This window comes from Streptomyces sp. NPDC047079 (genome assembly GCF_040643755.1).
Classification (GTDB): Bacteria; Actinomycetota; Actinomycetes; order Streptomycetales; family Streptomycetaceae; genus Streptomyces.
On the sequence record NZ_JBEYUZ010000040.1, the window covers coordinates 1 to 14750 of the forward strand.

Annotated in this window: 20 protein-coding genes and 2 pseudogenes; 17 read left to right on the forward strand and 5 right to left on the reverse strand. The window is 68.7% G+C overall.

The annotated features are described in order from the left end of the window. Window positions 1-152: transposase (locus ABZ823_RS28915; RefSeq protein WP_361665820.1), on the reverse strand; the 152-nt coding region annotated here is incomplete at its 3' end. Window positions 153-210: 58 nt separating this feature from the next. On the opposite strand from ABZ823_RS28915, the gene ABZ823_RS28920 reads away from it, so the two are divergent. The 5 genes from ABZ823_RS28920 (at window position 211) to ABZ823_RS28940 (ending at window position 5252) form a co-directional block, all read left to right on the forward strand. Further along, window positions 211-630 carry a hypothetical protein gene (locus ABZ823_RS28920; RefSeq protein WP_361665796.1) on the forward strand — a complete coding sequence of 140 codons (420 nt, stop codon included), beginning with the start codon at window positions 211-213 and terminating at the stop codon, window positions 628-630. 295 nt (window positions 631-925) lie between these two features. Next, the gene (locus ABZ823_RS28925; protein ID WP_361665797.1) at window positions 926-3469 is read left to right on the forward strand and encodes an ATP/GTP-binding protein; all 2544 of its coding nucleotides are present in this window, start codon (window positions 926-928) and stop codon (window positions 3467-3469) included. Window positions 3470-3594: 125 nt separating this feature from the next. Next, complete coding sequence (locus ABZ823_RS28930; RefSeq protein ID WP_361665798.1) at window positions 3595-4488, forward strand: phosphorothioated DNA-binding restriction endonuclease; 894 nt, start codon at window positions 3595-3597, stop codon at window positions 4486-4488. Between the two features lie 63 nt (window positions 4489-4551). Beyond that, the gene (locus ABZ823_RS28935) at window positions 4552-4830 is read left to right on the forward strand and encodes a CopG family transcriptional regulator (protein WP_361665799.1); all 279 of its coding nucleotides are present in this window, start codon (window positions 4552-4554) and stop codon (window positions 4828-4830) included. Continuing rightward, window positions 4827-5252: a PIN domain-containing protein gene (locus tag ABZ823_RS28940; protein ID WP_189363848.1), complete on the forward strand. Its 426-nt coding sequence runs from the start codon at window positions 4827-4829 to the stop codon at window positions 5250-5252. Before ABZ823_RS28935 ends, ABZ823_RS28940 begins: the two co-directional genes overlap by 4 nt. 280 nt (window positions 5253-5532) lie before the next feature. On the opposite strand, the gene ABZ823_RS28945 is transcribed toward ABZ823_RS28940, so the two are convergent. The 3 genes and pseudogenes from ABZ823_RS28945 to ABZ823_RS28955 form a co-directional block, all read right to left on the reverse strand. Continuing rightward, complete coding sequence (locus ABZ823_RS28945; protein WP_361665800.1) at window positions 5533-6165, reverse strand: site-specific integrase; 633 nt, start codon at window positions 6163-6165, stop codon at window positions 5533-5535. A 124-nt stretch (window positions 6166-6289) separates the two neighbouring features. After that, on the reverse strand, window positions 6290-6472 hold the full coding sequence (locus ABZ823_RS28950) for a hypothetical protein (RefSeq protein ID WP_361665801.1): 183 nt from the start codon (window positions 6470-6472) through the stop codon (window positions 6290-6292). A gap of 221 nt (window positions 6473-6693) precedes the next feature. Further along, window positions 6694-6864: pseudogene (locus tag ABZ823_RS28955) on the reverse strand (DUF5994 family protein); the annotation flags it as partial. Window positions 6865-7174: 310 nt separating this feature from the next. Here ABZ823_RS28955 and ABZ823_RS28960 point away from each other — a divergent pair. The 9 genes and pseudogenes from ABZ823_RS28960 (at window position 7175) to ABZ823_RS29000 (ending at window position 12552) form a co-directional block, all read left to right on the forward strand. Further along, the gene (locus ABZ823_RS28960) at window positions 7175-7435 is read left to right on the forward strand and encodes a hypothetical protein (RefSeq protein ID WP_361665802.1); all 261 of its coding nucleotides are present in this window, start codon (window positions 7175-7177) and stop codon (window positions 7433-7435) included. Window positions 7436-7509: 74 nt separating this feature from the next. Further along, on the forward strand, window positions 7510-7794 hold the full coding sequence (locus ABZ823_RS28965; protein WP_361665803.1) for a hypothetical protein: 285 nt from the start codon (window positions 7510-7512) through the stop codon (window positions 7792-7794). Between the two features lie 363 nt (window positions 7795-8157). Further along, window positions 8158-8374 (forward strand): annotated as a pseudogene (locus ABZ823_RS28970) (MerR family transcriptional regulator); the annotation flags it as partial. Window positions 8375-8615: 241 nt separating this feature from the next. Continuing rightward, a complete protein-coding gene (locus tag ABZ823_RS28975; protein WP_007383480.1) occupies window positions 8616-8819 on the forward strand; it encodes a cold-shock protein in 204 nt (67 codons plus the stop codon). Window positions 8820-9044: 225 nt separating this feature from the next. Continuing rightward, window positions 9045-10553 carry a DEAD/DEAH box helicase gene (locus ABZ823_RS28980; protein ID WP_361665804.1) on the forward strand — a complete coding sequence of 503 codons (1509 nt, stop codon included), beginning with the start codon at window positions 9045-9047 and terminating at the stop codon, window positions 10551-10553. 79 nt (window positions 10554-10632) lie between these two features. After that, window positions 10633-11040 carry a CBS domain-containing protein gene (locus tag ABZ823_RS28985; protein WP_361665805.1) on the forward strand — a complete coding sequence of 136 codons (408 nt, stop codon included), beginning with the start codon at window positions 10633-10635 and terminating at the stop codon, window positions 11038-11040. Between the two features lie 121 nt (window positions 11041-11161). Then, entirely contained in the window at window positions 11162-11449 is a 288-nt protein-coding gene (locus tag ABZ823_RS28990) for an SCO5918 family protein (RefSeq protein WP_361665806.1), read from the forward strand. Window positions 11450-11501: 52 nt separating this feature from the next. Further along, window positions 11502-11876, forward strand: a complete 375-nt coding sequence (locus ABZ823_RS28995; RefSeq protein WP_361665807.1) for a hypothetical protein — start codon at window positions 11502-11504, stop codon at window positions 11874-11876. Between the two features lie 190 nt (window positions 11877-12066). Then, window positions 12067-12552, forward strand: coding sequence for a DUF5994 family protein (locus tag ABZ823_RS29000; RefSeq protein WP_361665808.1), 486 nt, complete (start codon window positions 12067-12069; stop codon window positions 12550-12552). Window positions 12553-12672: 120 nt separating this feature from the next. On the opposite strand, the gene ABZ823_RS29005 is transcribed toward ABZ823_RS29000, so the two are convergent. Next, window positions 12673-12900, reverse strand: coding sequence for a hypothetical protein (locus tag ABZ823_RS29005; protein ID WP_361665809.1), 228 nt, complete (start codon window positions 12898-12900; stop codon window positions 12673-12675). A gap of 106 nt (window positions 12901-13006) precedes the next feature. On the opposite strand from ABZ823_RS29005, the gene ABZ823_RS29010 reads away from it, so the two are divergent. The 3 genes from ABZ823_RS29010 to ABZ823_RS29020 are packed head-to-tail and all read left to right on the forward strand — an operon-like array spanning window position 13007 to window position 14695. After that, complete coding sequence (locus tag ABZ823_RS29010) at window positions 13007-13336, forward strand: hypothetical protein (RefSeq protein ID WP_361665810.1); 330 nt, start codon at window positions 13007-13009, stop codon at window positions 13334-13336. A 32-nt stretch (window positions 13337-13368) separates the two neighbouring features. Further along, a complete protein-coding gene (locus ABZ823_RS29015; RefSeq protein WP_361665811.1) occupies window positions 13369-14076 on the forward strand; it encodes a hypothetical protein in 708 nt (235 codons plus the stop codon). Window positions 14077-14089: 13 nt separating this feature from the next. Next, a complete protein-coding gene (locus tag ABZ823_RS29020; protein ID WP_361665812.1) occupies window positions 14090-14695 on the forward strand; it encodes a hypothetical protein in 606 nt (201 codons plus the stop codon). Window positions 14696-14750: the final 55 nt, after the last annotated feature.

The window sequence follows — 14750 nt, forward strand, 5'->3', positions numbered from 1 at the left end:
TTGCGCCGCGCCCGCGACACCCAGCTGTGCAGCGTCCCGGGATGAATGCCCAGATCCTCGGCCACCTCCGGAATCGGCTTCCCGGTCTCCGTCACGATCCGCACCGCCCCCTCACGGAACTCGGCGTCGTAGATGCGCTTCCTGGATGCCATGACCCCCAACCATCCCTCCGGTCACGGTCTCCACAGTAGGAGGGGAGGTGCAAAGGTCGTGAACAGCGAGGCAGTCGACAGTCTGGACGTCACGTTCAACTGGTCCCGGGTGGCGGCGGCACCGGCCGGCACTCCCCTCGAGGTCGCATTCAACCGCGAGGCCATCGCCATCGTGGAAAGGGTGTCCGACCAGCTCAAGACAAGCGTCTACAGCCGCGAGCATGTGATCTACGGTCTGGTGACGGACCTCAGGCGGCACCCAGACGACGAAACGGGGAAGGTGGGCGTCCAGGCCCTCCTCCAACGACGCAGCCGCACCATCTGGATGGATCTTCCAGACGCTGATTACCACACAGCAGTCCATTGCCATGACACCGGCACCGCAGTCCGCGTGCGCGGCGTGCTGACGAGCCCGCCCGGAGGCACCGCCACAATGATGGTCGTCGACTTCGGTCCTGATCCGTCTCTCGGTCAGTGAGCACTCAATGCGAAGCTCAACCCAGGACAGGCCGGCGACTCCGTCAGCTCCGGATCGGTTCACTGCCACGTGCCGGATGTGACCTGCACACCCTGCCTAAATGCGAACTTGCCAGGCTGCCCTCAAGGGAGCATAGATTGGCTCCAGTTGATCGTCAGGGGGAGCGGTGGCAGGGCGGGACCTTCGAACGCTGTTCAGCTCGAACGACCGGAGCATCGCCGCCAGTGAGGCGTTCACGAACCGGCAGGCACAGTGGCAAGCGGTCACCGCCGGCCTCGCTGAGCACATACGGCACATGACCCGTGCGGACTTCGACGTGGAGGACCTGGAGGCTCCCCGCCGCAACATCCTGGTGTTCCACGGTGTGGGCGGGATCGGCAAGTCCACGCTCTCCCGCAAGATCGAGGCGTCGCTCGCCAGCAGCGAGCACCGTCCCGTGCAATGGGAATCGCCGTCCCACCCCGAGGAGCGGACGCTGCCGGTCCGCATCGACCTCGCGCGCGCCGCGGGCATGGACTTCGAGCGCGTCATCCTCACCATCCGTCTTGCCGGCGCCGCGCTCGGCCGGCCGATGCCCGCCTTCGACCTCGCCCTGCGCCGCTACTGGGAGCACAACCACCCGGGCGAACCGATCGAGGACTACCTGCGCCGGGGCGGACTGCTGAGCCGCTTCAGCGCCGCTGCCGCCCTGCCGCAGCAGATGCAGTCCGCCCTCAGCGACGTGGCCCAGGCGCTGCTCCTGCCCGGCACCGTCGGGGGTGCGCTCGGCCACGGGGCCGGCGCGCTCATCAAGGCGTTACGCGAGCGGCGCCAGTCCGTACGCGCCCTCGCCGGCTGCTCCCGTCTGGCCGACCTCCTGGAGGCCGAGCCCGACCTGGACGCCCTCAGCTTCTACCCGCACCTGCTCGCCTGGGACCTGGCTCAACTCCCGGCCGACAAGAGCGCGCTAACCGTGATCCTGCTGGACACCTTCGAGGACACCGGCGACCGCACCCACCGCGACTTCGAGCGCCTGCTCCAGCGCATCGTGTGGCTGATGCCCAACGTGTTCTTCGTCGTCACCGGACGCAACCGTCTCCAGTGGGCGGAAACGAGCCTGGAAGGGCAACTCGACTGGACCGGGCCGAACGCTTGGCCCAGCCTCGTCTCCGACGCAGCAAATAGCGGGTCAGGCGTATCCGGCCGCCAGATCCTGATCGGCGACTTCTCCTCCGAAGACTGCGAGGACTATCTGGCCCGCAGGCTCAGCCGCGACGGGCACCCGCTGATCGACGAACCGGTCCGCCGGATCATCGCCGAGCGCTCCCACGGGCTACCCCTGTACCTGGACCTGTCGGTCATGCGCTACCTGGAACTTCGGCGCAGCGGCAGGCAGCCACAGGTCACCGACTTCGACCACGACTTCCCCGCCCTGATCACCCGCACCCTCAGCGACCTGACCGCCGAGGAACGCCACGTGCTCCGCTCGGTCAGCCTGCTCGACGCGTTCTCCGTGCCCCTGGCCACCCAGGTCGCCGGCGTGGACCACGACGCGCCCGCCCTACGCTTGACCGAGCGCCCCTTCATCCGGGAGTCCCCCTCCGGTGTGTGGCCCTTCCATGTCCACGACCTGATCCGCTCCGCCATTCGCAACGCGGACGACGGCAGTGACGACCGCTGGTCGGAGCAGGACTGGCAGCGCGCGGCCCAGCGCGCCTTCGGCGCCCTGGAATCGCACTGGCGCCAGGACCTGCGACGCGACCGCGCCGTGCTGGTCGGCTGCCTCCAGCAAGGGCTGCTCCTTGCACGGGACTTCCGTCTCGGTCTCGGCTGGCTCTCTGACGCCGCCTTCCAGTACGTAGGGGACTCCGTCTGGGAACCGCTGGCACTCCCGGCCGCCGATGACAGGTCGTCGGGCGGCGTGCAGAGCGCGGCGGATGCCCTGGTGGAGACGCTCAGCGCCATCGCCCGCCGCCAGCACGAGCACCGTGAGCGTACGGTCAGTCGGCTCTCGGCTGTCCTGGCATCTGGGCTGCTCCCCGATGATCTGGTCGAACTGGCCACGTATTACTTGGCGAAAGCCCAGCGAGACCTCGGACTGACCGACGACTCGCGCCGCGGCATGCAGCGCGTCGCCTCCACCGACGGTCGGCTCGCTTCCGCCGCTCGACGCGGCCTGGCACACCTGAGCCGACTGTCCGGAGACTTCCCTGCGGCGGTGGAAGCCGCTGGGAGGCTGGGCTGGGAAGGACGGCACCATCGGGTCCTGGGAGACGTGTGGTGGGTGCAGGGAGACATGGAGCGGGCGACCGCCGCCTACCTGGCAGCCAGGAGCGAGGCCGAAGAACACGATGCGGCCGGCGAGACCGCCATGGTCCAGGCACATCTCGCCTTCGCCGTCTCCTTTACCGACCCGCTTCGGGCGGATGACGAACTCGACCTGGCGGACCGGCTGCTGTCCCGCCTCAGCCTGCGCTCCGGCGAGATGACCGCTCGCATCGCCGCACTCGTGCGCGACGCCGGGTTCGCCGCAGACGTGCCCGATCGGGCGGCCGTGCTGCTCGCCGAAATCGGTGTCTCCGGCATTTCGTACGCCGCTGCGAAACTGCAACTGGCCCTGTGCTTCCACCACGCCGTTCTCGACGCCCAGGACGACCTCACCACCGCCATCACCCGCCTGCGCGAACTCACGCAGAGCGGCGACTACGCCTACTACGTCGAGATCGCGCACTTCATGGCCGGTCCTCCGCTTCCCGAGCATGCTGCGCGAGCGCGGTGGATCGACGGAGAACGACAGACGCGCGAACGATGGCGGCACCTGGTTGAGACCCGTCGCAGTCGCCTCGGCGCGGTTCGTTAGGCCGCAACGGGCAACGTCGGCACGAAGCCAGTGGCCCCACGGTGTCCGGGCGCCATCTGGGAGTCGACCCGCTCCCCAAGCCCCATATAAACCACCGCACCCCAACACCATTACGATCGCCGGTCATGGACTGGCTGGAGCGCACCGCGAAGCTGAGGCAGTGGAGCAGAAGGGGGACCCGCGCTCCGCACAAGCCGCTGCTGTTCCTGTACGCGCTCGGCCGGTTCCAGCAGGACGCCGACGGTGAACTGCGGTACATCGCGGTGGAGGACGACCTCAGACGGCTGCTGGCCGAGTACGGTCCGCCCAACAGAACGACGCCCGCCTACCCGTTCCACCATCTGGTGAGCGACGGCGTGTGGGAAGTGCGCACCGATCGCGGACCGGGCAGCCCGGGCAGTGGCGTGCGGGAGCTGCGGACTGTCGGAGCCGCAGGGCGGCTGGCGCCAGAACTGCGGGCGGCGCTGCGGCGCGAGCCGTCGTTGCTCGGCCGGATGGCACGGGTCCTGCTCGACCTGAACTTCCCGCCCTCGCTCCACGGCGACCTGTGCGAAGCCGTCGGCCTGGAGCTGGAGCCGACGGAGGGCGAACAGTTCTCGGCCGTGCGCAGGCGGCGGGATCCCCGGATGCGGGAGCAGGTCCTGACGGCATACGAGTACCAGTGCGCCTTCTGCGGCTACGACGGCAGGATCGGCGCGGTGCCGGTCGGGCTGGAGGCCGCGCATGTGCGCTGGTGGGCGTTCGACGGCCCGGACGACGTCGACAACGGCCTGTGCCTGTGCTCGCTGCACCACAAGCTCTTCGACAAGGGCGTCCTCGGCATCGGTGACAGTCACCGCATCCTGGTCTCGCAGCGCTTCGTCGGCCACAGTCCTGCCGCCCGCGAGCACGTCATAGCGCTCGTCGGCCGCCCGCTCATCGGGCCTCAACCGGGTGCCCGTCCCGTCGCGGCGGTCCACCGCGCCTGGCACACCAGCCAGGTCTTCCACAGCAGCCCACGCCCCGCCCCGGCTGCCTGATCGCCGAGCGTCGATCACTGACCCACTGGTAAGGAGTGCGATACCAGGAGTATGGTCTCTTGTATGGCGACGAAGAAGGTAACCGTGACGATCCCCGAGGATCTCCTGGACGAGATCCGCGCGGACGCGGCAGAGCGGGGCCTGTCGGCGTATGTCGCCGAGGCGCTGCGCTTCAAGCGTGACCGGGACCGGCTCCGAGAGCTGGTCGACTGGCTGCAGGAAGAACACGGCCCCGTCACCGAGGACGAGCATGCGGCAGCGCTCGACCAGCTGGACGAACTCGACGCCGAGCACGAGCGGCGTCGAACCACCGGAAAGCACAACGCCGGAGAGGCTGCGTGAAGAAGCGAGCCGGTGAGCACGGCCAGCGGCCCCTCCGCGTCTTCGTACTGGACTGTGAAGCCCTGTCCCTCGCAGTACGCGGCGACCGGAAGATGATCGCCTGGCTCGATCTCGCGGCACGCGGGGAAGCCGAGGTGGTGACGTCCCCGATGACACTGGTCGAGGCGTACGACGGCAGAACGACCGAGCAGCGCTGGGACTGGGTACTGTCCCGGCTCCAGGTCGTCGACATCGGGAAGGACGAGGCACGCCAGGCACGCCGACTCCTGGCCGACGCCAAATTGCACGGTCACAAGTACGCGATCGACGCCGTGCTCGCCGTCATCGCGCGACAGCAGAAGGGACAGGTCACCGTCTTCACCTCGGACGTCGACGACCTGGAGAAACTGGTTTCGGACACGATCGTGGTCAAGAAGGTGTGACTCGGCCCGCACCCCTCCAGCACCATCCAGGCAGCAGCACCCTTGGGAGCCATCTGGGAGCCGCACTGCTCCCGAAGCCCCATCCACAGCGCCCGAGACCAACCGGGACCACCCACCTGACCTGCACAAACACAATCCAGGCGGGAAAGATCATTAACAGATCCTCGTTCGGGACGAAGAGGTCGTGGGTTCAAATCCCGCCACCCCGACACTGGTCAGAGGGCAGTGTGCGAACTCGCACACTGCCCTCTTTCATGCTTGGTGGGCCAAACGAAGTTGATCAGGCCACCGCGTCGCCCTCTTCATAGTCTTCCGCGTCCTCCCGTCCCTGATCTTCGGCGAAGATGTCGTCAATCGCCTCGGCACCCTTCGTGATCAGGGTTCGGAGCTGTTTGCGGTAGACCGCCTCTGTAGTCGCCTGACTACTGTGACCGACCAGGAGTGCAATGGTCTCCAGCGGGATGCCGTGGTCGGAGAGCAGGGACACGAAGCTGTGCCGCAGCTCCAGCAGGGTCCACTCCGGCTTCAGTCCAGCTTTCTTCACGATGGCCTTGAAGTCTCGCCGGACATTCGCCGCGTCGAGCGGCTCGCCGCTCCGAGTGGTGAAGGCGCGGCCGGCCGGACTCCGCTCCATCCCTCTCGATGCCCGCTCCTGCTTCTGCCACCGCTTGTGCTTTTCGAGGACATCGACCACCTGCTTCGGCAGGGCGATGGTCCGCCGGCTCTTCTTGGTCTTCGTGTCGCCGTGCTTGCGCCCAGAGCGCCACACCGCGACGTGCGGCGGCACGCCGTCATTCGTCTCCAGGAAGACGTGGTCGCAGGTGAGGGGCCGCGCCTCTTCCGTGCGGACTCCGCTCAGAAGTGAGAGGACAAGGTAGGCGTACAGCCGCGACGGGCGGGCCGCGGCAAGCACGGCTTGCTCGAGATTGAGCGCCTTGCTCGACCGGCCGGGGCGTCACTCCGGGGGCACCAGCCAAAAGACCCCGGACCGATCATGGTCCGGGGCCTTTGACATCCGGCTATCGGCAAGCGCAAGGTCAGCCGACGGCGTAGGCCTGGTTGGAGTAGGTCTGCACACTGTTGCCCGCCGCGTCCGTGACCTTGGCGCTGAGAGAGACCTTGGCCTCGGCGGGGTTCGGGACGTTGGTCGACCAGGTCGAACCGGCGTGGGTGACGTGCAGGCCGTGCCAAATCTTGCCGTAATACGGGTGGAGCAGCACCTCGCTCGACAGCCAGGAGAGGCGCCGCCGCAGCTCAGGGCACCCGCTTGGCGCGGCCCCGATCAGTCGAGCCAGACGATCACTACGTCATCCGCGGCAGCGGCGGTCTCGAAGAACTGGGTTAGGCCGTCGTACCAGTGACGCCCGCACTCAAACCTCCAGGCTCATCCGACCCTTCGCAGCCTGCCGTTCAGGCCCGCGCGGCTCTTCCTGCTTGCGCTTGCTCGCAGCTCGGCGCCGATGTCGCGCGACCGCGGCCACCACGCACCGCCGAGGATGCCCTGACGGGACTCCGTCGTCTCCAGCCGGAGCAGCGCGCACCCCGGCCGCACGGCCTGATGAACGCCGCTCGGCGGATGCAGGAAACCAGGGGGTGTGTCGGCGCCGGTCATGAGGGGGCCGCCCGTCTTCGCAGTCCGGTGCGCACACTGGATTGCTCTTTTTACGCTACTCCGCGTCGCCCCGAGCGCCGGTGCCTCCGGCCCCTCGCCCCCCACGCCTCCGCCGCCTCCTCAGCCTTGGCAGCCTCCGACGCCTCCGACGTCACCATGACCCTGGAGCCCACTTCGATGGGCAGGGAGGACAGGTGCGGGCATACGCTTCAGGGAAGGGGCGTGCGCGGTAAGCGCGGCGTGTGCCCGGGCGCCGGACGTTCCCCGTGGTGATCGAGGATGTCCTCGCGCCGCCCGCAGGAGGTAGGCCATGGATCCAGAGCCATTGCCCTCCGAGGGCCACGCCGAGGTCCGTATCGTCGCGGCGACACCGGAGGTCGCCCGCCGCGTCGCCCAGGTGCTGCGTTGCTGCTTCGCCTCGACCGAGCAGCGCAGCTACCCCGCCGGCCGCGAAGGGGCGACTCGCCTCCATCTCACCATCGACACCGCACACACCGCGGAGCCCGCACGGTCCTGGCTGGCGTCCAGCGGACCGTCCTTCGATGACCACGATCCCGCGGACGAGGTGTGATCGGACAGTGAAGACGACGAAGCCCCGCCCCGTCAGCGTCCGCAACCTCGGTCACGAGTGCGAGAGCAACAGCCATGACGACACTCCGTAAGCGCAAGACGTACCGGGCAGCGGTTCTCCGATCTCTGTACGGGGCCGTCGAACGCAATCGCCCCGAGGTCAGTGGAGCGGCGCTCCGTGACGAGCTCCGTCTGCCCGATGAGGACCTCTCCGCGGCCTGCGCCTATCTGGCCGGCGAGGGCCTGATCACCGTCGAGTGGACATCGCACAGGTCGCCCGCCGCTGTCTCCCTCACGCATGAAGGCATCCGGTTCATGGAGGAGGAAGAAGAGTCGCATGCACCGTCTACGGGTGACTAGGTGCCGTGCCCGGTCATCCGCAGTGATGTGTCCGGGAACCGCTGGGTAGCCGACCTGCTCCCCGTGCAGTCCACCGCGTGCGTCCCGCGAGGGCAACGAAGTGATCAGGCCTCCGGGAAGCAGTCGCCCCGCGCGGTGAGCCTTGCGACGGCCGGCCAGAGGGCGGTTCCGCGTCGAACTCACAGCCCTTCCTGTACGGCGGCAGGAAATCTGTCACGGCGAGGCCACATCTCCTGCCTGTCGGAGTGAGGGTTGGCGGCGAGCCGAAGACGGTGCCGAATCCTTCGGAGCAAGGGTGCCGCGCACACCCGGGCCCTCGCCGCGTACCCGAAACGAAGGTGCAATGCCGCTGAGAACGCCCCTATCGCCGGCAACCTCGACGACGACGGCCACACCGCCTACACCAGGGGGCGGGCGGCCGACGTCCTCGGCACCACCCCCTTTCCTCCCGGGCCATCGGCGAGGCCGAGTTGCTCCGCCCCTGCGGTCGGAAGGCGGCCACCGTCGCTACTCCCGCGGCCAGTTGCGCATCGCCGCCCGCGCACGTGAACTCGTCGACCAGGGCAACCCCATCGATGCGCGGATACCTGGTCCCACCGACGCAGAAATACGTACTCCAGCGGGGTGAGGGTTCCTGGACGATGCCGAAAACGCATGGGGTTTCCACCCGACCTGTGCTAGCGTGATACCAGTTGCAGTTTTGGTTGCCAGAGACTTGTTTCTTTGCAGAGCTTTCCGGATCTTTCCGGAGGGGTGATCATCGCGGCGACTCGGATCCGTAAAGTGCGGACTCCGGCACTGCCCCCCAAGGGAGATTCAATATGGCATCTGGCACCGTGAAGTGGTTCAACGCGGAAAAGGGCTTCGGCTTCATCGAGCAGGACGGCGGCGGCGCTGACGTGTTCGCCCACTACTCGAACATCGCCACCTCCGGCTTCCGCGAGCTTCAGGAAGGCCAGAAGGTTACCTTCGACGTCACGCAGGGCCAGAAGGGCCCGCAGGCCGAGAACATCGTTCCCGCCTGACGCTGACACGAATCATGTGGCTGGGGCCCGCGCTCTTGGGGTGCGGGCCCCAGCCACATGCTTTCCCGCATTTCGCGCATTTCTCGCTTCACTGACGGCACCGGCTTCAGCACTGAGAGGCCCTGCTTTTCGCATTTCCTTCGGCTCATTCTTGTGAATCCCCGTGCGGCTCTCCACCGCTGGGCGGAATTCCTCGATACGTGCCGCATCGAGGAAGGTTCCCCCATGAACCGCACCCGTCGTACCGGCGGCGGCTCCGGTCGCATCCGCGCAGACAGAAGCTCCACGGGCTCGGCAGGCTCCGCTCGCGGCAGCCGCTTCCGCACGCAGGAGACACGCCACCAGGCCCCTCGTCCGGCCACGGGGCGAAAGAACGGCCAAGGAGCACGCTCCACCACACGCCGGCAGGAGTTCGCCCCACCGGTCACCCTCACCGAGCCGCTTCCGGCGGTCGAGACGTTCGCCGAACTGGACATGCCCGAACGTCTGCTGGCCGCGCTCGGCGCCGAGGGCGTAACCGTGCCCTTCCCCATCCAGGCGGCCACGCTGCCGAACGCGCTGGCCGGCCGGGACGTCCTGGGCCGCGGGCGCACGGGCTCGGGCAAGACGCTCGCCTTCGGCCTGCCTGTGCTGGCCCGTCTGAATGGGCAGCGGGCCCAGCCCCGACAGCCGCTGGCCCTCGTCCTCGTACCCACCCGGGAACTGGCCCAGCAGGTCACCGATGCGCTCACCCCCTACGCGCGCGCCCTGCATCTGCGGCTCGCCACCGTGGTGGGCGGCATGTCGATCGGCCGTCAGGCGAGTGCGCTGCGCGGCGGCGCCGAGGTCGTCGTCGCCACCCCCGGCCGCCTCAAGGACCTGATCGAACGGGGTGACTGCCGACTGGACCGTGTCGCCGTCACCGTTCTGGACGAAGCCGACCAGATGGCCGACATGGGCTTCATGCCGCAGGTGACCGCGCTCCTCGACCAAGTCGGTCCGGACGGGCAGCGGTTGCTGTTCTCGGCCACCCTGGACCGCAACATAGACCTCCTCGTACGCCGCTACCTCCACGACCCCGTGGTGCACTCGGTCGACCCGCCCGCCGGGGGCGTCAGCACGATGGAGCACCATCTGCTGCACGTGCACGACGCGGACAAGCACGCGACCGCGACCGAGATTGCCGCCCGCGACGGGCGAGTGATCATGTTCCTGGACACCAAGCACGCGGTGGACCGGCTGGCCAAGCACCTGCTGTCCGTCGGTGTGCGTGCCTCGGCCCTGCACGGCGGCAAGTCCCAGCCGCAACGCAACCGGACGCTCGCCCAGTTCAAGGACGGCCATGTCACGGTCCTGGTAGCCACCAACGTGGCCGCCCGCGGGATCCATGTCGACAACCTCGACCTCGTCGTGAACGTCGACCCTCCCGGCGACCACAAGGACTACCTGCACCGCGGCGGCCGTACCGCCCGCGCCGGCGAGTCCGGCACGGTCGTCACCCTCGTCCTGCCGCACCAGCGTCGCGCAATGGACCGCCTGATGGCCGACGCCGGAATCACTCCGCGTACCGTCCGGATCCGCCCGGGGGAGGCCGAACTGAACCGCATCACCGGTGCCCGGACCCCTTCGGGCGTGCCCGTCACCGTCCCCGCACCGGTCGCCGAAGGACGCGACCGCACGGGAGCCGCCGGTCGCGCTCGGGGCGGACGGGCTGCCGCCCGAGCCCGTCGGTCCGCCCAGAGGAACAACCGATAGCCCAGACACGGGGTTTCGCTCATCGCGGTCGAGGCCACCTCTCGCTCGTCCGCCCTGCACGACCGAAGAGGAGACGCACTTGACGCCGATTCCGCCCCGAACCCAGCAGGCCGAAAACACCGACGGCACCGGTCTGACCGCCCGTGACGCCATGCACGCTCCCGGGCCCCAGGTGGACGACCACATGACCGTGGACGTGGCCCTGTCCGTGCTCATCGGTGCCCGCGTCCCGCACCTGCTCCTCCAGGACGAGGACGGGCGGTGCGCGGGACTGGTCACCCGGGCCCAACTCGCCGCGCACCGCGGCGGCTCCTGGTACAGCGACCGGACGCGGCTGCGGGACATCCCGCTCGACCGGGGACCGTTCACCTCGTCCGCGGCCGTCCTCAGCGAGGCGGAGGACGCCATGCGGGGCCGGACGCTGGACGTGTCCCCCGTGATCGACGAGCAGGGCTACGCCCTGGGCGTTCTCGCTCTCATGAACTGACCGCCCGCGTGCGGCGACCGCTCCGGTGTCTCTCCCCCAACCGCGTTCCCGCTCTCACGCACTGACCGCCCTCGTGCGGCGACCCCTCCGGTGTCTCTCCCCCAACCCTGTGGAGGCCTCCATGCGTTGTGTCATCGCCCGATTCCCCTTCGACCTGATCAAGAGCGAGGTCGAGCAGTCGATGGAGGGCATCACGCCCGAACCCGTCGCCGGGGTGTCCGTGACCATCGGTCGCCGCATCTACCCGGTCAAACAGGTCGGGGAGGTGATCACCAAGCAGGACCGCCGCGACTTCACCGCGGGCGAGATGCGCCGGGCACTGACCCGGCTGGGCTTCACCTGCCACGACGCGCCCCCGGCCGCGCCGGCACGGGATGCGCGAGCCGACCACGGTATGCAGGGCTGGTGATGTCTCGATTCCTCCCCGGTGCTACGCCACCGCTGGACTAGGCTCCTCAGGCATGTCGCACCCTGACGAACTGCTCGTGGGCATCGCCGCGATGGTGGAGTCTCAGCACAGCAGTCGGATGTCCCTGACCGTGGTGGTCCCGGGAGCCGTCATCACGGGACGGCTGGCCCCGGAAGCCCTGTGGAAGGAGCGGGTGGCCGAAGTCCTGCGGGACTCCGAGCACCTGGGGCACTTCGCCGCCGCGTTCACCCCACCCCACGGCGGCGACCAGCCAGAGCCAGGTGGCGGGCCCACGCACCTCCACTTCCACGTCGCCCGTATTCTCCAGGGCAGCTTCGGCATCCCCGACACGGGCGGCATGTACCGCGTCGCACTGATGGACGTGAGCGCCTGGACCATCGGGGACATCGGCTACTCGGACCAGTGAGCCCCCCGGGGGGCGTCCGCGCCTTCCCTACGGCTTGTTCCGGCCCCCATGGCCTTCGCACGGCCCCTTTTCCGGTCTGCCGGACGTACGCTGGACGCACCGAGAGCATCTCGCGCAGCGCGACCACGGCGGTGCCGTTCCCGGCGAACGACGGAAGCGGACGGCCAGGTGCCGCCCGGGACGGGATCGCATGACGGACGTCACCGGAATGTCGGCAGAGGGCGGTTCCCCGGGCGAGGCACGCACCTACCGAATGCCCGCCCCACGGCTGACGCTCACTCCGGGTGTCAGCCACGGCCCGCTGAACGGGGCCTGGTGGCCGCGCTGCGACATGCTGGAACTGGAGCTGCCCGCGCTGGTCGGCTCGCTGGACCCCGGCCTCGGCGCCGTCACCCGCGTCACCGTGGACACCGCCGCCTGGCCCGACGCCCCGCGCACGGTCACGGCACCCGGCCACGTGATCGAAGTGGCCTTGTCGGCCGTCGACGCCGAAGCGCATGCCATCACCCTGGACTGCGGCACCGTAGGCCGCTGGGAGCTGCTGGTCGTCCCGCCCGGTGAATCGGTCGCAGCGGCAACCTGGTTGCTGACCACAGCCGCCGACCCATGGAACAGACTGACGGCCGCGCACATGCTGGCGCTCGCCGAGGCGGGTTTCGCGGGCGACGGCGGCTGATGCGCGGGTGCGGGTGCGGGTCCGGAACGCCGAAGGATGGGGCAGGCAGGCATAAGAGCCGGCCCAGGTACCGCACGCCCTGCTGAGGTGTCTTCGCGCCCGCCCGGATTGCGGGGGCGATCAGTGGGGCGATCCTGGCCGACGCGATGTTTGCCACTGACGAGCGGCGAACTCGGTGCCGTCCGGGTAGTCGTGTCCGGTGCGTTCGAGGTGCACAGAGACCGCGTCGTCGGCGCTGCCGCCGTCCGGCGTGAAATCTCCGTAGCAGTCGTAGTCGGACCGCTTGCGGCTGTCGTTGGTGTCGTGGCAGCTCTCCACCTTGTACGTCCCCCCGAGTGCCGTAGACACCCGCGGAAAGGCGAGGCCGGCAGCCGCGGTGACGGCCCAGAAGGCGGCGACGAACGCCAGGCCGGTGCGATTCGGAGACGCCCCCAGTGCCGCTGCGTCTGAAGCCGTGAGCGTGGGACAGTTCCTCGGCCGGTTCGCGGACGATACCGTCAGGGCCGCGGGCCGGATCGTGACCGCGGATTCCTTCAATCCTGTCGGAGACTTGGTGGCGCGCGCCGCGGGGGGCAGCCAGGCGGTCAGAGCGGGCATGGACTCGGTCTCGCCGGTCGCGGGTGTGGTCACATCAGGCTATGGACTGGCCGCCGACGCCGTCGATGCCTTGCAGAGCGACGGCGGCGGGAACAGCGCCACCGGGGTCGACGCGGCCCGCACGGGCCTGTTCGACGGACCCGGAGCCGTCTCCGTCATCGGCATCACCGCGAGGGCACTGCGATGACACAAGAAGCCGCTGAGAATGCGCTCCGTCTGGTGATCGACGACACCGCCAGGGATCCGAGCTCGAAGATCTGGTACGCCCTGCCAGGCGGGTACTTCGACGTCCCCATCGACGCTCTCGACCCCATGCCAGGCTCGGAGCAGGAGACGCATCTCGACCAGGTACTGGCGCTGGTCCTCGACGTGGTTCCCGAGGACCAGCGTGACCGGTACGCGAGCGCACTGCGGGACGTTCGGTACATGGCTGCCCAGATGCGGAGCGAAGGTGTCGTCGCATGCTCGCTCGGTATGCATTACGCAGACGACGGGTCCGCTGTCATGTCCGTGTTCACCGTGGCACTCAGAGACATCGAATGGGCACCAGCCAAGATCACGGCGGTTCGCGCGGTCTCCGTGCGTGAATGCCAAGAGGAAATAGAGCTGTTGACGCTGCCGGGGGATCGTCCGGCGTCGATCTCTGACACCGTGATCACCATGCCCGCCCTGGCGGGGGTGCCCAGCCAGGACCTCTACCAGTGCAACCTCTACATCCCGACCCCCTCGGGTGCGCAGCTGGGCGTCTTGACGTTGAGCAGCACGGCCGTGGGCTCCCGGAAGCACTACCGCGACATGATGGAAGGCATCGCGCACACGGTGTCCTTCCACGATCCACTGCCGGAGATCGAGCGGGTCGTGCGCGGAGCCGGGCCCGATCGCCCCTCCGACGGGATCCAGGACAGCATCGTCGCCGACTTCGGCTGACCGGGGGTGTGACATGACGACGAACCTGAACAAGCAAGGATTCGACGGGCCGGTGGCGTGGGACACCGCGCGCACCCGTTCCGCTCTCCTCCGCTGGACGCTATGGCACCTGGCCAAATTCCTGGGTTGGGTGGCTCTGTGGTGGGGAGCGCTGTACGTCACAGTCGTCCTGCTGCCCGTGGGAGCCGTTGTGTTCATGGTCGTCGTGCTGTGCGCGTTCGCCGTCCTCGCCCGTCTGGCGCTGGCCAGGCTATGGCGATTCCGGCGGATGCGCCGCGTTCTCCAGGTCTACCCCTGGCGGCAGCAATCGAGTGCCGTCCGGCTCACCAAGGGCAAGGAGCCCGTCTTCGTCCTGCCCAACCCCGACCGTCCCGGAGAGACGGTGTCGCTCAAGGGGACGGTTCGCTGGGTCAGCGCTGCTCGCAAGGGATTCGACGGTGACGTCTGGTACGCGGGTGACCCCCGCTTTGCCTGCGTCATCGCCAAACCGGATTTGACGGCCGTCAGCTACGCGGCTCAGCCCACCGCGTACGACTCCAGGACCTCACCGCGCCGCAAAGGCGTCAGCCCCGAAGCCCGCCGTCGCGCCCGGGCCATCGGTGCGCGCGTCGCCGACTGACCGGCGGCCGTCAGCCCCGGCTCAACGGAAGTAAGTCGAACAATCTGTACCGGTG